General features: G+C 61.9%; 14 protein-coding genes. 2 read left to right on the forward strand and 12 right to left on the reverse strand.

Going from position 1 to position 19,556, the window contains the following annotated elements:
* Nucleotides 1-61: 61 nt before the first annotated feature.
* Entirely contained in the window at nt 62-1,030 is a 969-nt protein-coding gene (locus tag AC19YY_RS03325) for a FecR domain-containing protein (RefSeq protein WP_500603852.1), read from the reverse strand.
* A gap of 3 nt (nt 1,031-1,033) precedes the next feature.
* On the reverse strand, nt 1,034-1,558 hold the full coding sequence (locus AC19YY_RS03330) for a sigma-70 family RNA polymerase sigma factor (protein ID WP_170041902.1): 525 nt from the start codon (nt 1,556-1,558) through the stop codon (nt 1,034-1,036).
* Nucleotides 1,559-1,849: 291 nt separating this feature from the next.
* On the opposite strand from AC19YY_RS03330, the gene nadA reads away from it, so the two are divergent.
* On the forward strand, nt 1,850-2,908 hold the full coding sequence (nadA, locus tag AC19YY_RS03335; protein ID WP_500603853.1) for a quinolinate synthase NadA: 1,059 nt from the start codon (nt 1,850-1,852) through the stop codon (nt 2,906-2,908).
* A gap of 149 nt (nt 2,909-3,057) precedes the next feature.
* On the opposite strand, the gene AC19YY_RS03340 is transcribed toward nadA, so the two are convergent.
* The 6 genes from AC19YY_RS03340 to gcvH form a co-directional block, all read right to left on the reverse strand.
* The gene (locus AC19YY_RS03340) at nt 3,058-3,546 is read right to left on the reverse strand and encodes an RDD family protein (protein WP_029300279.1); all 489 of its coding nucleotides are present in this window, start codon (nt 3,544-3,546) and stop codon (nt 3,058-3,060) included.
* A gap of 96 nt (nt 3,547-3,642) precedes the next feature.
* Nucleotides 3,643-3,855, reverse strand: a complete 213-nt coding sequence (locus tag AC19YY_RS03345) for a cold-shock protein (RefSeq protein ID WP_004887993.1) — start codon at nt 3,853-3,855, stop codon at nt 3,643-3,645.
* A 389-nt stretch (nt 3,856-4,244) separates the two neighbouring features.
* A complete protein-coding gene (gene gcvT / locus AC19YY_RS03350) occupies nt 4,245-5,369 on the reverse strand; it encodes a glycine cleavage system aminomethyltransferase GcvT (protein ID WP_500603854.1) in 1,125 nt (374 codons plus the stop codon).
* Between the two features lie 39 nt (nt 5,370-5,408).
* Complete coding sequence (locus AC19YY_RS03355; protein ID WP_169954680.1) at nt 5,409-6,785, reverse strand: L-serine ammonia-lyase; 1,377 nt, start codon at nt 6,783-6,785, stop codon at nt 5,409-5,411.
* Between the two features lie 199 nt (nt 6,786-6,984).
* Nucleotides 6,985-9,834, reverse strand: a complete 2,850-nt coding sequence (gene gcvP / locus AC19YY_RS03360; protein WP_500603855.1) for an aminomethyl-transferring glycine dehydrogenase — start codon at nt 9,832-9,834, stop codon at nt 6,985-6,987.
* 10 nt (nt 9,835-9,844) lie between these two features.
* The gene (gene gcvH / locus AC19YY_RS03365; RefSeq protein ID WP_169954682.1) at nt 9,845-10,228 is read right to left on the reverse strand and encodes a glycine cleavage system protein GcvH; all 384 of its coding nucleotides are present in this window, start codon (nt 10,226-10,228) and stop codon (nt 9,845-9,847) included.
* A 354-nt stretch (nt 10,229-10,582) separates the two neighbouring features.
* Here gcvH and AC19YY_RS03370 point away from each other — a divergent pair, with 354 nt between their 5' ends.
* Nucleotides 10,583-15,253 (forward strand): hypothetical protein, encoded by a 4,671-nt coding sequence (locus AC19YY_RS03370; RefSeq protein ID WP_500603856.1) that lies wholly within the window; start codon nt 10,583-10,585, stop codon nt 15,251-15,253.
* On the opposite strand, the gene gcsR is transcribed toward AC19YY_RS03370, so the two are convergent.
* The 4 genes from gcsR to AC19YY_RS03390 form a co-directional block, all read right to left on the reverse strand.
* Entirely contained in the window at nt 15,254-16,762 is a 1,509-nt protein-coding gene (gcsR, locus tag AC19YY_RS03375) for a transcriptional regulator GcsR (protein WP_169954684.1), read from the reverse strand.
* Between the two features lie 185 nt (nt 16,763-16,947).
* A complete protein-coding gene (locus tag AC19YY_RS03380) occupies nt 16,948-17,310 on the reverse strand; it encodes a DUF5064 family protein (RefSeq protein ID WP_169954685.1) in 363 nt (120 codons plus the stop codon).
* Between the two features lie 60 nt (nt 17,311-17,370).
* A complete protein-coding gene (gene arcC / locus AC19YY_RS03385; protein WP_170041908.1) occupies nt 17,371-18,300 on the reverse strand; it encodes a carbamate kinase in 930 nt (309 codons plus the stop codon).
* 200 nt (nt 18,301-18,500) lie between these two features.
* Nucleotides 18,501-19,511 carry an ornithine carbamoyltransferase gene (locus AC19YY_RS03390; RefSeq protein WP_038442811.1) on the reverse strand — a complete coding sequence of 337 codons (1,011 nt, stop codon included), beginning with the start codon at nt 19,509-19,511 and terminating at the stop codon, nt 18,501-18,503.
* Between the last annotated feature and the right edge of the window lie 45 nt (nt 19,512-19,556).

The following is a 19,556-nucleotide window of genomic DNA, read 5'->3' on the forward strand; positions in this document are numbered from 1 at the left end:
GCCATCGTCACTAGCTAAATCGAATGAGAATGAAAATCAGGAAGTGCCGGTATAAAAATATCTAGCGCGGCTTCACGGTGGTCCAGCCAGGAAACGTCTGCTCCATGCGAATCGGCAATACGCCTTCAAGCATGGCCAGGACCTGATCGGTATCGTGCAACGGGAACGTGCCCATGACTCGCAGGTGTGCGAGGCCAGGGTCGAGCCCCAGGTGCCCGCGACGGTAGTCGGCCAGCTCCTCGATAAACTGTGGCAATGGCATGTCTTGCGCCAGCAGGATCCCTTTGCTCCATGACTCGCGCCCGGGTTGCACAGGCTCGGGAGGCGTGGTGCCGTGGCTGTCGAATGACAGCCCTTCGCCGGCCTTGGCCACGCGGGTGTGATGGCTTGCGGCGCAACGAACCTGCACCGCCCCCTCATAGACATTGAGCTGGGTGCGCGCAGCCCGTTCGCGCACGCTGAACCTGGTACCCAGGGGTGACAGGCTGCCTTGGGCGGTGTGCACGATAAATGGGCGCGGGTCGCTTCCGGTCGCGATCAGGACTTCACCTTCGTACAAGCGCAGGCTGCGTTGTGAGGTGCTTAGCGCAACATCCAGCGCGGTGGCGCTGTTGAGCCAGATACGCGAGCCGTCGGCCAGGGTCCGTTCGAGGATTTCCCCGGTGCTTGTGCGATAACCTGCCTGCCAGGCCAGGAGCTGTTCGGTCAGTGCCGCGTGGCGCCAGGCAAGCCCACCCAGCAACAGCCCGCCGCTGATGACCGACAGGGTGCGCAGCACCTGGCGTCGCGAAGTGGGGGTGTGATGCAGGGCCTGCAATGTGCGGCTGGCCGTCTCCCTGTCGTCCTGCAACGGGGCGAAGCGCTGGCTGACCCGTTCCACATAGCGCCAGGCCTGGCGATGGCTATCACTGCGGTCGAGCCATTGCTGCCAGGCGTGCTGCTGCGCCAGGTTGTGCGGCTCGCTGCTCAGACGGGCGAACCAGTCGGCGGCTTCCTGCAGGGTTTGATGGTCAGGTATGGGGGCCGGCATCGATCAGCTCAACGCCTCGTCCAGTTCCGCTTCCAGCAACAGGCACTGGAACATGGCCTGGGACATGTAATGGGTGACGGTGCGGGCGCTGACGCCCAATTGATCGGCGATGGCCTGGTAACTCAGGCCTTGCAGTTGCGCGAGCATAAAGGCCTGGGCGACGTTGCGCGGCAGGCGCTCGAGCATTGCCTGCACCTGCTGCAGGGCCTCCAGCACCATGGCCCGGTGTTCTTCCGACGGCATGCAGTGTTCGGGGCGGCTGGCCAATACCTCCAGCCAGGCCCGTTCGACCCGCTGGCGCCGCCAGAAGTCTACGCACACATGTCGGGAAATCGCACTCAGGTACGCCCGTGCGTGCCCCTCGCTATTGAAGGCTCTGGGTTTGACCAGCAGCCGCACGAACACATCGTGGGCCAACTCGGCGGCGTCGCTGGTATTGCCCAGTTTCTTGTGCAGCCAGGCGCGCACCCAGCCGTGGTGCTCTTGATAGAGCCAGCCGACATCGGAAGGATCAGGAGATTGAGGCATGCCGCGAGCGCACTCCGTCATCAGGTTCAGCGCCTGGATGAGCTAATGGTAATTATTCTCAATGCTACCCTTTGTCGAGGTTTCTTCACAACTGGCGCAAGTGGGTCTTTTCCATGGCACCGCCAATCCCAGATTAGGCTTTTGAATCCAATCGATATTCTGTAGCCTTGCGCAGCTTCACTTTAACCCGTGCTTGATGAACACAATCACTTCGTCCGGCGGCGCCCGAAGGGCTCCAGAGCCGGTGGTACACTCGACTTTCGCGCAACTGCGCCTGCAGGTCTTGCGAACATGACGCAAATTTCCGAACGCCTTCTGGTCCAAGCCCACCTCGATGCCAAGCAACCCAAGGTGCTCAGTGCCGAGCAAGAGGCAAGCTTACGTTCTGCCATTGCTGCCGAGCTAAAGGCTCAAGACGCGGTGCTGGTGGCGCACTTTTACTGCGACCCGGTGATTCAGGCCCTGGCCGAAGAAACCGGCGGTTGTGTTTCCGACTCCCTGGAAATGGCCCGCTTCGGCGCTGCCCACCCAGCCAAGACCGTGCTGGTCGCTGGCGTGCGCTTCATGGGCGAGACGGCGAAAATCCTCACCCCTGACAAACGCATCCTGATGCCCACCCTGGAAGCCACGTGCTCCCTGGATCTTGGCTGCCCGGTGGAAGAGTTCTCGGCGTTCTGCGACCAGCATCCGGAGCGCACCGTGGTGGTGTATGCCAACACGTCGGCGGCGGTCAAGGCCCGGGCCGACTGGGTGGTGACCTCCAGTTGCGCCCTGGAAATCGTCGAAAGCCTGATGGATAACGGCGAGACCATTATCTGGGGCCCGGACAAGCACCTGGGCACCTATATCCAGCGCCAGACCGGTGCCGACATGCTGCTGTGGGACGGTGCCTGCATCGTCCACGAAGAGTTCAAGTCCAAGCAGTTGGAAGACATGAAGGCGCTGTACCCGGATGCCGCGATCCTGGTGCACCCGGAGTCACCGACCTCGGTCATCGAGTTGGCCGACGCCGTGGGGTCCACCAGCCAGTTGATCGCGGCGGCGCAGCGCTTGCCGAACAAGACGTTTATCGTCGCCACCGACCGTGGCATTTTCTACAAGATGCAGCAGCTGTGTCCGGACAAGGTGTTTGTCGAAGCGCCAACCGCCGGTAACGGCGCGGCGTGCCGCAGTTGCGCGCACTGCCCGTGGATGGCGATGAATACCCTGGAGCGCACGTTGCAATGCCTGCGTGAAGGCAGCAACGAGATCTTTGTCGAACCCTCGTTGATCCCCCATGCCGTGCGCCCGCTCAAGCGCATGCTGGACTTTACCCAGGCGGCACGCCTGAAGCTGGCGGGCAACGCCTGATCCACGGCAGATGCAGAAAAAATGTGGGAGCGGGCTTGTCGGGTCGCCGCATCGCCGCGATAGCGGTGGATCAGTCTGCACATGTAGTGACTGACACACCGTTATCGCGGGCAAGCCCGCTCCCACATTTGGATCTCATTGGCCTGGGGCTATTTCTTTTTCTTCGGGATCCGCACCAGCTGCGTGTCGGAATAGATGTCATGCCAAGCCCGCTGTTTCTTGTCCACCAGCGACCAGATAAACCCCAACCCTGCGCATAACCACGATGCAATCGACACCACAAAACGCAACAGCGCCTGCCACAGGCTGATGCGCGAGCCGTCCGCGTTCTGCACGCGTACGCCCCACACTTGCATACCCAACGTCTGCCCGGAATGGGTCCAGAACTTGGCAAAGAAACCAAACAGTACAAAAAACAGAATCGTCGACAGCAGCGGATCACCGTCCAGCGCGCCGGATTCCGAGAGCGTGCGCATTTTTGCTTCACCCACAAAGGCGATCCACACCAGCTTATAGAGGAAGGCAGTGACGATCAGCAGGGCGGTACATAACAGGAAGTCATAGAACATCGCTGCCAGACGACGGCCCAGGCCAACGGCGGGGAATTCGCCTTGGGGGCTCAGCAGGTGTTTCGACATGGCTCGGCTCTCTGGAGGAAAAAAGCCATTTTACGGACAAACGCACATAAAAAAGCCTCTGATGTCACCACCAGAGGCTTTTTGTCGCAGTAAGGATCAGCCTTCTGCTTGTACTTCGTCAGCCTGCATGCCTTTTTGGCCCTGCACAGCGATGAAGGTCACTTTCTGGCCTTCTTTCAGGCTCTTGAAGCCGTTGCCTTGGATAGCGCGGAAATGCACGAACAGGTCCGCACCGCTTTCTGGAGTGATAAAACCAAACCCTTTCTCGTCGTTAAACCACTTGACGGTACCGCTCTGACGTTCAGCCATTTTCTTATTTCCTTGACGCTAAAAATTAATGACAGCCCCTTTCACCTGAAAGAGTACTGGGCTGGGTTGCAGGAAAGTAAGAGACGTCGAACGGGTTGTAGCGAACTTTGGCTACTGCCCAGGTCCAGGTTCCAAGCGACCCATGCAAACACAGTGAGCAAACTCTACGACAACTAAGACGGAAAAAACAAGCCCTCTGCAAGTCGCGTATTTACTCGCCTTCATGACACTTCAGCCAACTATTGTCGGGCTGTGTTATTCGATAGCGTGGATCACTTGTTATAGGTTAATCGACATAACATTGACTATCGTCAGTGCACTGTTTTATGGCGGTTGCGTTACAGATTAGTGCAAATGAACACAACCGCGTTACTTATAGGAACAGTCAATCAGCCTCGGTAGTAACGTTGTGGCACGAATGGCATTTTACTTACACGAAGTGGCACCTTTTTCCCACGCACCAGCGCTGAGACTTCGCAATCCAGCGCGGTAAAGGCCGTGTCGAGGTAGCCCATGGCGAGCGGGCCGCCGAGGCTGGGGCCAAAGCCGCCGCTGCACACGCTGCCGATTACGGTGCCGTGTTCGTCGACAATTTCTGCACCTTCACGCACCGGCGTACGTTCCTGGGGCAGCAGGCCGACGCGCTTGCGGCTGACGCCGGTCTGCTGCTGAGTGAAGATCCGGTCTGCGCCCGGGAAACCGCCGGCACGTGCGCCGTCGGCACGACGCGCCTTGGAAATTGCCCACAGCAGGCTGGCCTCAATCGGCGTGGTCTCGGTGTTCATATCGTGGCCATACAGGCACAGGCCGGCTTCCAGGCGCAGGGAGTCGCGGGCGCCCAGGCCAATGGCTTCAACTTCGGCTTCGGCCAGCAGGCTGCGGGCCAGGCTCTCGGCATTGGCCGCAGGTACCGAGATCTCAAAGCCGTCTTCGCCGGTATAGCCGGAACGGCTGACGTAGCACTCCACCCCCAGCAGGCGCAGGGGAGCAAATTGCATAAAGGTCATCTTGGTCACTTCCGGTGCCAGGCGCGCCAGCACCTTGACTGCCGCCGGGCCTTGCAGGGCCAGCAGGGCGCGTTCTTCAAACAGCGGCTCGATCTGGCATTGCTCGCCCAGATGCTGACGCAGGTGCGCCAGGTCCTGATCCTTGCAGGCGGCGTTGACCACCAGAAACAGCTCGTCGTTACCCAGATTGGCGACCATCAGGTCATCGAGGATGCCGCCCTGATCGTTGGTGAACATGGCGTAGCGCTGCATGCCCACGGGCAGATCGATGATATCCACCGGCACCAGGGTTTCCAGGGCCTTGGCGGCGTTGGCGCCGGTCAGGCGGATCTGGCCCATGTGCGACACATCGAACAGCCCGGCCTGCTCACGGGTGTGCTGGTGTTCTTTCATCACGCCAAGGGGGTATTGCACCGGCATGTCATAGCCGGCGAACGGCACCATGCGCGCGCCCAGTTCAAGATGCAGGGCGTGCAGCGGGGTTTTCAACAGGGTTTGGGTGGACATATTCAGCTCCTGAAAAACGTGCTGGCGCATTTATAAGCATCAGCACTCGATAATGTTGACGGCCAAACCGCCACGGGCGGTTTCCTTGTATTTGCTTTTCATATCGGCGCCGGTCTGGCGCATGGTGCGGATCACCTTGTCGAGGGACACGAAGTGCTGCCCGTCGCCGCGCAAGGCCATGCGCACCGCATTGATCGCCTTCACCGAGCCCATGGCGTTGCGCTCGATGCAGGGCACCTGCACCAAACCGCCAATCGGGTCGCAGGTCAGGCCGAGGTTGTGCTCCATGCCGATTTCAGCGGCGTTTTCCACCTGGGAAACCGTGCCGCCCAGCACTTCGCACAAGGCCCCGGCGGCCATGGAACAGGCCACGCCCACTTCGCCCTGGCAGCCGACCTCAGCCCCGGAGATCGAGGCGTTTTCTTTGTAGAGGATGCCGATGGCCGCGGCGGTGAGCAGGAAGCGCACCACGCCGTCTTCATTGGCACCGGGAATAAAGCGCATGTAGTAATGCAATACCGCCGGCACGATCCCGGCGGCACCGTTGGTGGGCGCCGTGACCACGCGCCCGCCGTTGGCGTTTTCTTCATTGACCGCCAGGGCATACAGGTTGACCCAATCCAGCACCGACAGCGGGTCGCGCAGCGCCGATTCCGGGTTCTTGCACAGTTGGCGATGCAGCGCGGCCGCACGGCGCTTGACCTTCAAGCCCCCGGGCAGGATCCCTTCATTGCGACAGCCGGCGGCCACGCAGTCCTGCATGACCTGCCAGATCTTCAGCAGGCCGCTGCGGGTCTCGGCTTCCGGGCGCCAGGCGCTTTCGTTGGTCAGCATCACCTGGCTGATGGACAGCCCATACGTGGTGCAATGGCCGAGCAAATCCTTGGCGTGCTTGAAGGGGAAGGTCAGGGGCGTGGCATCTTCGACGATCCGGTCGGCGCCGGCGGCGTCTTCATCCACCACAAAACCGCCGCCCACCGAGTAGTACTCGCGGCTGCGAATCTGGATGCCGGCGGCGTCAAACGCACGAAAGATCATGCCGTTGGGGTGATAGGCGAGGGGTTTGCGAATCATCGCCAGGTGTTCTTTCTCGTTGAACGCAATGCTGTGTTCACCGAGCAGGTTCAAGCGACCGTCGCTGCGCATCTGTGCCAGGCGTGCGGCCACGGTTTCAGTGTTCACGGTGTCCGGGTGTTCGCCTTCCAGGCCCAGCAACACGGCCTTGTCGCTGCCGTGGCCTTTGCCGGTGGCACCCAGAGATCCGTAGAGCTCCACCTTGATGCTGGCGGTGGCGCCCAGCAGGTTATCGCGCTTGAGGCCCTCGACGAAGCGGGCGGCGGCACGCATCGGGCCGACGGTGTGAGAGCTTGAGGGGCCGATGCCAATCTTGAACAGGTCGAACACGCTTAAAGACATGAGTTGTTCTCCGGTTTCTTATTATTGGGCGCAGATTTTCGGTTGTACCCGATCCCTGTGGGAGCCGGGCTTGTCGGGTCGCCGCATCGCCGCGATAGCGGTGGGTCAGGCAACATTTCTGTTACTGATACACCGCTATCGCGGCGATGCGGCGACCCGACAAGCCAGCTCCCACATTGACCGCGTTCTACCGCTCAGGTTACGCGTAGCTCTCGATCGAGGGGCACGCACACACCAGGTTGCGATCGCCAAACACGTTGTCGACCCGGCCCACCGGCGGCCAGTACTTGCCTTCGATCAGCGACGCTACCGGATACACCGCTTGTTCACGGCTGTACGGATGGCTCCATTCACCGACGATTTCAGCTGCCGTGTGCGGAGCGTTTTTCAGCGGGTTGTCGTCCTTGTCCAACGTGCCGTTTTCCACGGCGCGGATCTCTTCGCGGATGGCGATCATGGCGTCGCAGAAGCGGTCCAGTTCTTCCTTGGATTCGCTTTCGGTCGGCTCGATCATCAAAGTGCCAGCCACCGGGAACGACATGGTCGGCGCATGGAACCCAAAGTCGATCAGGCGCTTGGCCACGTCATCCACGCTGATGCCACTGCTGTCCTTGAGTGGGCGCAGGTCCAGGATGCATTCGTGGGCCACCAGGCCGTTGCTGCCGGTGTACAGCACCGGGTAGTGCTCTTCCAGGCGACGGGAAATGTAGTTGGCATTGAGGATCGCCAACTGCGAAGCGCGCTTGAGGCCCGCGCCGCCCATCATGCTGATGTACATCCAGGTGATCGGCAGGATGCTCGCGCTGCCGAACGGTGCTGCACACACCGCACCTTCCTTGCGCTGCATGGCCGCGTGGCCGGGCAGGAATGGCGTGAGGTGCGACTTGACGCCAATCGGGCCAACACCCGGGCCGCCACCGCCATGGGGGATGCAGAAGGTCTTGTGCAGGTTCAGGTGCGACACGTCGCCGCCGAACTTGCCCGGGGCGCACAGGCCGACCATGGCGTTCATGTTGGCGCCGTCGATATACACCTGGCCGCCGTTGTCATGGATGATCCCGCAGATTTCGCGGATGCCTTCCTCGAACACGCCGTGGGTCGACGGGTAGGTGATCATCAGTGCGGCGAGGTGTTCGCGGTGCTCGATGGCCTTGGCGCGCAGGTCTTCGATGTCCACGTTGCCCCGGGCGTCGCAGGCGGTGACGACCACACGCATGCCGGCCATGTTGGCGGTGGCCGGGTTGGTGCCGTGGGCCGACGAAGGAATCAGGCAGATATCGCGACGTTCATCGCCACGGCTCTGGTGATAGGCACGGATGGCCAAGAGGCCTGCGTACTCGCCTTGGGAGCCGGCGTTCGGTTGCAAGGAGATCGCGTCGTAACCGGTGGCCGCGCAAAGCATGGCTTCCAGTTCGCTGGTCAGTTGCAGGTAGCCGGCGCTTTGCGCAGGCAGGGCGAACGGGTGCAGGGCGCCGAACTCGGCCCAGGTCACCGGGATCATTTCACTGGCGGCGTTGAGCTTCATGGTGCACGAGCCCAGCGGGATCATGGTGCGATCCAGCGCCAGGTCCTTGTCGGCCAGCTTGCGCAGGTAGCGCATCAGCTCGGTTTCCGAGTGATAACGGTTGAACACCGGATGGCTGAGGATCGGCGACTGGCGCAGCAGTGCGGCAGGCAGGGTGCTGTCGACGCTGGCGGCGAGGGCTGCGAAGTCCGGTAGGGCTTTGCCGGCTGCGAACACGCTCCACAGGGTTTCGATGTCGGCCTGGGTGGTGGTTTCGTCCACCGACAGGCCCAGGCGTGCCGCGTCCACGACGCGCAGGTTGATGCGCTGGGCACGGGCCTGGTCGTGCAGGGCTGCAGTGTTGGCGCCGGTGGCCAGGGTCAGGGTGTCGAAGAAGGTCTCTTGTTCAACCTTGAGGCCCAGCGCGGTCAAGCCATTGGCCAAGATCGCGGCCAGGTGATGAATGCGCGTGGCGATCTGCACCAGGCCTTTGGGGCCGTGGTACACCGCGTACATGCTGGCGATGTTGGCCAGCAGTACCTGGGCGGTGCAGATGTTGCTGGTGGCCTTCTCGCGCCGGATATGTTGCTCGCGGGTCTGCATGGCCAGGCGCAGGGCCGGCTTGCCGAAACGGTCTACGGACACGCCAACCAGACGCCCCGGCATATCGCGCTTGAATGCGTCCTTGGTGGAGAAGTAAGCGGCGTGCGGGCCACCAAAGCCCAGCGGCACGCCGAAGCGTTGCGCACTGCCGATGGCCACGTCGGCACCGAACTCACCCGGTGGGGTCAGCAGGGTCAGGGCCAGCAGGTCGGCGGCCACGGCCACCAGGGCGTTGGCGGCGTGGAAGCGTTCGGTCAGTTCGCGGTAGTCGAACACGTCACCGTTGCTGGCCGGGTATTGCAGCAGCGCGCCGAAGAACGGGCTGACGTCGGTCAGTTCACGCTCATCGCCCACCACCACGTCGATGCCCAGCGGCTCGGCACGGGTGCGCAGCACGTCGAGGGTCTGTGGGTGGCTGTGCACCGAAGCGAAGAACGCGTTGCTGCCCTTGTTCTTGCTCAGGCGCTTGCAGAAGGTCATGGCTTCGGCGGCAGCGGTGGCTTCGTCGAGCAGCGAGGCGTTGGCGATCGGCAGGCCGGTGAGGTCGCTGATCAGGGTCTGGAAGTTCAGCAGCGCTTCCAGGCGACCCTGGGAAATCTCCGGCTGGTACGGCGTGTAGGCGGTGTACCAGGCCGGGTTTTCCAGAAGGTTGCGCAGGATCGGCGACGGTGTGTGGCAGTTGTAGTAGCCCTGGCCGATGTAAGTCTTGAACAGTTGGTTCTTGGCGGCGATGGCCTTGATCGAGGCCAGGGCATCGGCTTCGCTCAGGCCATCGCTAAGGCCGAGCACGGCGGTGCCCTTGATGCTTTCCGGGATCACGCTGGCGCTCAGGGCTTCGAGGGAATCAAAGCCCAGGGTCGCGAGCATCTGCTGCTCGTCATCCTGGCGCGGGCCGATATGGCGGGCGATAAACTCGTTGGCGGTGCTCAAATTAACGGTCATGGCGCGCTCCTCAAGCTTGGGCGTTGGCTTTGATCAGGCGGTCGTATGCGTCCTGATCCAACAGCTTAGCTACCGCAGTGGCATCAGCCGGTTTAAAGCGGAAGAACCAGCCTTCGCCCATCGGGTCTTCGTTGACCAACTCCGGGCTGTCGCTGAGCTTGTCGTTCACTTCCAGCACTTCGCCGGTCAGGGGCATGTACACGCCGCTGGCAGCCTTGACCGACTCCACGGTGGAGGCTTCGGCACCCTGGTCGTAGGCCTTCAGCTCAGGCAATTGCACGTACACCACATCGCCCAGGGCGTTTTGCGCGAACGCGGTAATACCCACGGTGACGCTGCCGTCGGCTTCGGCGCGCAGCCATTCGTGATCTTCAGTAAAACGCAATTCGCTCATGGAAACTCCTCAGGGCCAGAATCGTCTGGTGGACGGGATTAGAATGGGAAAGTCCTTAGCAAAAACGCGGCCAATATAATTTTATTGTTATAAATCAAATGGTTGTGATGAATCTAAAAACATTTGCTCAACCGTCATGTAGCGAATTCGCTACAGATCGACGGCGGAAAAAAAGCCTATCTGGATCAAAGCCTTGCATAGCGAAGGCCGATCAGTGGTGTATTGAAAACGTTCCGGTGTAGCGTTTTCGCTACGATAAGTTCCCCCGTGGCTAACGCCAGGAGACTTATGCAGCGCACAGTGCAGTAGAGAGCGGCGTATTTTTTGCCCTTCCCGACGATCAGGACGCGCAGCATGAGCAATTCAATTGAGGCCAATCAGGGCATTTCACAACTACAGGCTTCCCGCGACTTTCTCGCGCACCTGTTCGCCCAGCGCCCGACATTGGCGCAAGTGGCCGAGTCGATGATCCAGGAATGGATCAACGACCAATTCAGTGACAGCGGTTTGCAGGCCGGCAGCACCTGGATCGGTTTAAGGCAGCCGTCCCAGGCCAGTGGCGTCAGCTATGCCCAGCTCAGCACCTTGAGCGACGCCCTGATCCGGCGCTGCATGAGCCGCGACGTGCCAAGTTATGTGCCAGGTCAGCATTGCGTGCTGGTCAGCTCGGTAACCCAGGGCCTTGTCCCGTTCATTGGCGCTGTTTCGGTCAATGATGTCGCGATCATGCTCAACACCCTGGCGCCCGAATTGCCCGATGGTTTTAACGCGAGGCTGTTGGCCTATTGGAACGCCCATGTTCCAGGCGACACAGCTTTGAGTCGCTGGGGGGCGGTCGCCAAGCAGCTGCGCGAGTGCCTGCTCAGCGCCCGGCAGAACCCGCCGCTGACGAAGGAGCAAGGCCAAAAGCTCCTGGGCCTGGGCGACGGGCCGCAAGAACTCTGGGGGTACCAGGCGGATCGCCAGGCGCTGGGCGGGGTCCACGTGCTGCGGATTTATCAAGTGTATGCGGGGCAGGATGGGCTGCCGGGCGAATGGCTGCCGCTGTTGGTCTTGCAGCGCGAGGTGGCGCAGCACCAGGTCAACCTGGTCTATGTGCCGGCGATGAGCGTGCTCAAGCTCAGTACGTTGGATGAGTTGGGCAACCTGCTGCCACGCTACATGAGCCACTACAGCCCCGGCCTGCTTGTCAGATGGGGGCTCCGGGAGCCCCAGGGCGATGTCTTCGATGCGCAGGCCCAGGCCTTGCTGGAGCGCCAGTTCAGGGCGCTGAAGCGGGTCGACTGGTCGGCATTGCCCGATGTCGACAGCTACAAGCGCCTGCTGCACAAGCTCACTGCGCCCGAGGTCTGGTTCGAGGCCGATTATGTCCAGCCGCCCCACGAAGAGCAGTTGCCAGTGTGGTTGCAGGCGGCCAGCAGCGCTGATCGGCACACTTACGGCCAATGGCTGGAGCGCCTGGCGCACCTGCACAAGCGTACGGGTGGCGCGTCGTTCCTCGATGGCCTGGACCCGATTGACGTGTTTGCGCGCAAAGCGCTGCAACGCCAGATGCGCCTGGATTACCCGCAACATGCGGCAATCAACCCGGATGATTACCTGCTGACGTTTGAACGCACCCAGGGTGCAACGGTGGGCTGGACGCAACGCAGCACCAGGACCTTGACCTCCTGGGCCCTGGAAAACCCCTTCGCCACCCCCTACGCCAGTGTGCAGATCAGCCACCAGGCCGGGCCAGGCGTTGTGCCCGCCAGGTGGATGCAGCCGGCGTACCTGAAAAAACTCATCGAAACGGTCGATGTGGGCCTGCACTACCCGGCGCTGCTCAAGCAGGCGTTGCTGGTGGACCCGCTAGAGTCGGCACGGCGCCGGCGCCTGTTTGTCGAGCAGATGGCGCTCCAGTTGCCCCTGCGGGCCCTTGAAAACAGCCTGCGCCGGCGCAACGGGTTTACCCCGTCAGGCGCAGCGGTGGTACTCGCACTGCTGCAGGACGATCCCCTGCAGCGCACAGTCGGCAACCAAGTGATCGTCGCCCGGCCCCTGGCGTTCCTGACCCATGCCGGTGGCGCCGTGCACAAGGCCCGCAACCTGTTTGTGCTCGGTGCGCGGGATAACGGTGAATTGCCCCATATCCTGTATCGGCCCGATCAGGCCGAGGCGGCCCTGCAACAGTTTGCCAGCCGCCAGGCGCTGCTCGACGAGATCGCGCGACCCGGCAGTGATTTGCAGGCGCTAGTGCTTGAGCGCCTGCCTGACAAGAGCCGGGCGTTGTTCGGCAATGGTGGATTTCTCAGCCCTCATGTGCAGCGTTTTCTACAGGGGGACGAATACGCCGTGCCGGCCCCCTCCAGCCCGGCGTTGCTCAGTGACGAGTGCGTGCCGGGGGTGTTCCTGGAGGCGGTTTTCGATGACAACGCCAAGAGCCTGTGGCAGGCCGCCGAACAGCGCGCAACCTCGGTCGAGGCGCTGCGCTGGACGCTGTTCAAGAACAACCTATGGCAGATATTCAATGCCCTGCTGCCAATGCTCAGAGGGTCGGTGGCGGTGGCGGGGTGGTTGGCCCAGGTGTATGGCAGTTTTCGTGCGGTGTTGGCGTTGCCGGCCGGGGCCAGCCAGGAAGAATCGGCCACTACCCTGGCCGAATTGCTCGGCAGCCTCGCAGGTTTGCTACTGAGCCCGGTCGTCAGCCTTGATCAACGCTTACGGCTGAGCGAGTTCCGGTCGGCGCCCATCCAGACCTCCACGGCCCATGTTCAGCAAACGCTGTCGGCCTCTGCCTGGCAGCGTTCGCGGGCGGATGTGACGGGTATGGATTTGTCCTGGGCCAACTCGCGGCTGCGTCTCGACGCGGCGCAGCAGGCACAACTGGCAACCTTTCGCTGGTCGCCCGGGCGCCGCGAGCAGTGGCCGGCGACCCCTGCGATCAACTCGCCGGACAGTCCCGTACGGGGCCGAGTTGCGGTGCTGCGCGCCGACGCAACCGTCAGCCATGAAGATTACATGCTGCTGGACAGCAAGCTGTATGGGGTCAGGCAGGTTGAGGGGCGCTGGCGCATCATCGACCTACGAGCCCCCCAGCGCGTCGGCCCCTGGCTGCGCAAGGATGCACACGGGGTGTGGAACGTCGACCTGGGCCTGCAATTGCTCGGCGGCCATCCAAAGCTTTCGGCGGCCGCCCGACGCGCCAATATCCAGCGCCAGAACCAGATGTTTGAGCACCATTATCAGGAGACCACGGCGCGCCTGCTTGAGGCTGAAAGTGCCGTGGCAGCCAGCGAAGAGCACTTTAAAGAGGCACACGAGGGCAGCCCGGAAAAACTCTTTGATCAGTCCCTGCAGGACCTGCGCAACCATTACCTGGGCGACCTGGAGAAACTCAGCCGGGCGCAGTTCGACAAGCTGGACGCGTTACTTGCAAAAAACGCCAACAAACCCGTGGAGCGCTTCGAACCGGAGAGGATCCTGCAACTGGAAGATCTGGTCGAAAACCTGCGGGTGCGCATGGCAGTGCTGGTCACCAACCGCGCCACCGAGGTGCTGCCTGCCGAGCGCCGTAGCCAGTTGCATGAGCAACTGGACCATGAAGATGTGGCCGTGGTTCAGGCAGCCCACCACTCGCTCGTTCAGGCTACGCAGACGATCATTGGCTACAACGAAAAGCTGATCGATTTGAGCATCCTGGAACGCAACAACTATGCCCGGCTGACCGAGGTGCCCGGGTATGAATCACGCGCTGATGCGTTGCAGCCCTCGACGCTGGGCACGCCGCTGGACTGGAAGTCCGTACAACTGAAGGCATTGGGTGGGGTGATCCTGCGCCGGCCGCCGCTGCCGGAGGAGTATGACGATTTCATCCGCATCGGGACCCTGATCGACGAGACGATCCAATCGGTGCAGTCGCAAAAAACCTTGCAAGACGCCAGCTCACTGAGTGTGCAGCAACGCATCGACGGGTATGAGGCGATTCTGTTCGAGTACGACACCACCCAGGCCTCCCTACGCGACTTTGGTGATATGGCTTCTGACCTGCTGTATGAGGGCAGCGTCGAACGCTTGCACAAAATGCTCAACGCCATGGAGCACGAGGCCCGCGGCTCCCTGGCGACGTTGCTGCGCGAGCGCGAACAGGCCCCCGCGTCCAGGCCCAGGCCTGCGGTGGGTAGCGGCAAGCGCCTGATCCGTGACCGCAAGAGCCGGTACCTGGTGGGCCAGGTGCGTGCGCGTACGCCGGAGTTGAACGAGGACATTGTCGATGTTATCAACCCGGTTGACCAAAGCGTGGTGGCGAGCTTTCGCCAGACCCCTGGCCTGGATGAGTTTGAGTCGATCACCGAGGCCAGCGCCCCGCCTGCGCGCGCGGTGCGCTCCCTGGAGCGGCTCAAGGACGATGGGCGCAAACTGCTGGACAGGCAGGCGAGCGTGCTGGAGCAGGCCCGCAACGAGGCGCGTATTTCCAGCCTGCCCGCCAGCGTCGAGGCCCGGCTGTTGCGGCATGCCGGCAAAATCAGCACGGTGGCCGACAAGATCCGCAAAGCCCTGGAGCAAGAGAAAACCGCTGCTGTCGCACAGCCTCTGCTCAAGGAACTGGGGCAGGCCGCCAGCCGCCTGGTGGAGCATGGCCGGTTGATCCGGATCGAAATGGTCAAGCGCCTGGCGCCGGATGAAGAGGGGATTGCCTACCTCAAGAGTCAGAATGAGGTGCAGATCCTACCGATAGAGGGGCGCATTGCGCTCAAGCGCGAGCATGACTTTTTGCAGGAGTATGTGGTCAAGGACAAGGCGGGCAGGGTGTTGGCTTACGCCCATTTTCACTACCGCACTCCCGGGGCGGCCAATGCGGATTTCACTGCCGGCCATCTCAAGCGCCCGGAACAACGCTTTATGAGTTTTAGAGGCTTGGCCGACAAGACCGACAGCGACGTGATCGCCATCTACTATTCACGCCTGAGCGCGGCCATGGCCCAGCAGCTGTTTTTCAGCGCGACCGGGGCGGTGATCCAGCGTGGGCGCCGGGTTTTTTGGTGATCATGGCTTGCCGGGGATGCCGTACTTGCGCAATCGATGGGCGATAGCGGTGTGAGACGTCTGTAGGCGGTTGGCCAACTGGCGTGTCGAGGGATAGGTGGTATAGAGCTTTTCCAGGAGGCTGCGCTCAAAGTCCTCCACTGCCTGTTCCAGGCTGTCCACTTCGCCGTCGCTCTGGCGGGCGACCGAGGTGCCGGCGATATCCAGGTCGCCAATGTCCACCAGGTTGCTTTCGCAAATGGCGGCGGCGCGGAAGATCACGTTCTGCAACTGGCGCACGTTACCCGGCCAGCGGTTGCCCAGCAGCGCCGGGTAAGTGCCCGGCGCCAGGCGGCAGACCGGGCGCTGGATCTGCGCGCAGGCCTGCTGCATGAAGTAGCGGGCCAGCAGCAGGATGTCCTGGCCGCGTTCGCGCAGGGGCGGCACTTCCACATTCAGCACATTGAGGCGGTAGAACAGGTCTTCGCGGAAGGTGCCTTCGCTGACCATTTTCTCCAGGTCGCGGTGGGTGGCGCTGAGGATGCGCACATTGACCTTGACCTCGCGGTCGCCGCCGACCCGGCGAAAGCTGCCGTCATTGAGAAAACGCAGGAGCTTGGCCTGCAAGTACGGCGACATTTCGCCAATCTCGTCGAGAAATACCGTGCCCTGGTTGGCCAGCTCCATCAGCCCCGGCTTGCCGCCGCGCTGGGCGCCGGTAAAGGCGCCGGGGGCGTAGCCGAACAGCTCGCTCTCGGCGAGGTTTTCCGGGAGTGCCGCGCAGTTCAGCGCCAGGAACGGCGAGCTGTGGCGCGCACTGATGGCATGGCAGGCGCGGGCCACCAGCTCTTTGCCGGTGCCGGTCTCGCCCTGGATCAACAGCGGGGCGTCGAGGGCCGCCACTCGTTGCGCACGGGTCTTGAGGGTGCGGATCGCCGGCGACTCGCCCAAAAGTGCGTCGAAACCTTCGGCATGGTCATGGTGCAGCGCCGAAAGTCGCTCGCCGATACGGTTGGGTTGGTACAACGTCAGCAGCGCGCCGGCATCGGTGATCGGTGTGGCGTCCAGCAGCAAGGTCTGGCCGTTGACGCTGATCTCGCGCAGGGGCAGGCGAAAGCCATGTTCGAGCAAGGCTTCCAGCAGCGCCGGATCCTCAAACAGCTCGGCGATGCTTTCGCCAGCCGGCTCGCGACCATACAGGGCGATCAGCGCCGGGTTGGCCAGCAGCACCTTGCCGGCACTGTCCAGGGCCAGGACCGGGTCGGTCATGGCCGCCAGCAGGGCGTCGAGTTGCAGGTGACGGCGCTGGCCGGGAAGGATATCCACCACCGTCACCGCCTGTACGCCCTGCACGCTGAACAGCGCATCGCGCAACTCTTCCAGCACCTCCACGCTCAGGGTCGGCGCGTCGATGTAGACGTTGGGCGGGATCATCTCCACCGCATCCAGGTTGAGATTGCGCCCACCGAGCAAGGCCAGGACTTCCTGGGTGATGCCGACGCGGTCGATGAAGCTGACGTGGATACGCATGGGGTGGATGTTGATTCTGCAATGCGGAGGGTGGCCAGTATGCCTGAGCGGGGGTGGAGATCAAAAATGTGGGAGCTGGCTTGCCTGCGATAGCATCATCGAGGGGTGACTGACACACCGAGGTGCCTGCATCGCAGGCAAGCCAGCTCCCACACAAGCCAGCTCCCACATTTGAGCTGTTTTGGTTATTCCAGGTGTTCAGGCTTGATCGGGTCGCCCGGTTTTACATCCAGTTGGTGGCGCACATCCTCGAACATCAGGTCGTACTGTTTATGCATGCCACCGTTGAGCACCGCGGTTTTCGGCATGCCGTATTTCTGCGCGATGTTCATGGCATGGCGGGCAAAGTCGTAGGCCTGGTCCTTGGGCAGGAAGAATTCTTCCTTGAGGTCCTTGCCCTGCACGGAGCCGTGCATTTTGAAGAGCATTCCCTTGCCTTCCTTCGGGTCCTGGCTGACTTCATAGTCGATGCACAGGTCGTAGCTGTGATCCTGGGCATTCAACGCGTGGCGTTCGATATGCAAGTGACCGGGTTCAAAGATGGCCATAGGCGTCTCTCCTTAACAAGGCATTGGAGAAGGGCGGCTGCAACAACCGCCCTGGTGTAGTTATAGGTAGGTGATGCCAGGTTTTGCCGTGCTGATACGGGTGCCGGCGGTGCCCTGGACGATGGCTTCGATGTCCGAGAGTGAACCGATCACTGCGGTTTTGCCAGTGTTGCGGGCGAACTCGCAGGCGGCCTGGACCTTGGGCCCCATGGAGCCGGCGGCGAAGCCAAGTTTTTCCATGTCGTCGGGGTGCGCCTGGCCGATGGCCTTTTGCGTCGGCTTGCCGAAGTCGATAAACGCCGCGTTGACGTCGGTGGCGATCACCAGCAGGTCGGCTTCCAGTTGCTGGGCCAGCAGCGAGGAGCACAGGTCTTTGTCGATCACCGCCTCGATGCCCTTGAGCTTGCCATTCTCGTCATACATGGTCGGGATGCCGCCGCCGCCAGCACAGATCACGATGCTGCTCTTTTCCAGCAGCCACTTGATCGGGCGGATTTCAAAGATGCGTTTGGGCCGTGGGCTGGCCACCACCCGGCGATATTTATCGCCATCGGGGGCAATCGCCCAGCCTTTTTCGGCGGCCAGTTTTTCCGCTTCGGCCTTGGAGTAGACCGGGCCGATCGGCTTGGTCGGGTTCTGGAAAGCCGGGTCGTTGGCGTCCACTTCAACCTGGGTCAGCAGGGTGGCGAAAGGCACTTCGAAGTCCAGCAGGTTGCCCAGTTCCTGTTCGATGATGTAGCCGATCATGCCTTCGGTTTCGGCACCCAGCACGTCCAGCGGGTAGGGCGAAACCTGGGTGTAGGCGGCGGCTTGCAGCGACAGCAGGCCGACTTGTGGCCCATTGCCGTGGGCGATCACCAGCTCATTGCCCGGATGGATCTTGGCAATCTGCTCGGTGGCGATCCGGATATTGGCGCGTTGGTTGTCCGCTGTCATGGGTTCACCACGGCGGAGCAGGGCGTTACCGCCCAGTGCAACGACGATACGCATAATGCAATCCTTCTAGAATTCGGCCTTGTGAACACCGGAGCAAGTGTGGGAGCGGGCTTTATGTGGGAGCTGGCTTGCCTGCGATGGCCTCACCTCGCTATGTCTGGCAGACCGAGGTGACTGCATCGCGGGCAAGCCCGGCTCCCACATAAAACCCGCTCCCACATTGCCCGTGCTACATCAGTGGGAGCGGTGTTGGGTTACAGGTCCGCCAGCGTCGAAACCAGGATCGCCTTGATGGTGTGCATGCGGTTTTCCGCTTGCTCGAAGGCGATGCAGGCCGGGGACTCGAACACGTCGTCGGTCACTTCGATGCCGTTGGCCAGGTGCGGATACTGTTCGGCAATCTGTTTGCCGACCTTGGTATCGCTGTTATGGAACGCCGGCAGGCAGTGCATGAACTTGGTGCGTGGGTTGCCGGTGGCTTTCATCAATTGGGCATTGACCTGGTACGGCAGCAGTTGCTCGATACGCTCGGCCCAGGCTTCCACAGGCTCGCCCATGGAGACCCAGACGTCGGTGTGGATAAAGTCCACGCCCTTGACCGCGGCTTTCGGGTCTTCGGTGAGGGTGATGCGTGCACCGCTTTCTTCTGCGTATTTTTTGCAGCGACCCACCAGGTCATCGTGGGGCCACAGGGCCTTTGGTGCGCAGATGCGTACGTCCATGCCCAGCTTGGCGCCGACCAGCAGCAGCGAGTTGCCCATGTTGTTGCGGGCGTCGCCCAGGTAGGCGTAGCTGATGTCGTGGATCGGCTTGTCAGCGTGTTCACGCATGGTCAACACGTCGGCGATCATCTGGGTTGGGTGGTACTCATCGGTCAGGCCGTTGAACACCGGGACCCCGGCGAACTTCGCCAGTTCTTCGACGATTTCCTGCTTGAAGCCACGGTATTCAATGGCGTCGTACATGCGCCCGAGTACGCGGGCGGTGTCTTTCATGCTTTCTTTGTGGCCGATCTGCGACGAGTTCGGGTCGATGTAGGTAACGTTGGCGCCCTGGTCATAGGCCGCGACTTCGAAGGCACATCGGGTGCGGGTCGAGGTTTTCTCGAAGATCAGCGCGATGTTGTTGCCCTTGAGGTGCTGCTGCTCGGTGCCGGTGTACTTGGCGCGCTTGAGGTCGCGGGACAGGTCCAGCAGGTAGCGCAGTTCGCGCGGGGTGTGGTGTTCCAGGCTCAGCAGGTTACGGTTGTGGATGTTGAACGCCATGATGATTCTCCTTGGATTCGGTAATCGGCCCGTGCGGCATCGGGT

This window comes from Pseudomonas sp. MF09156, assembly GCF_059862305.1.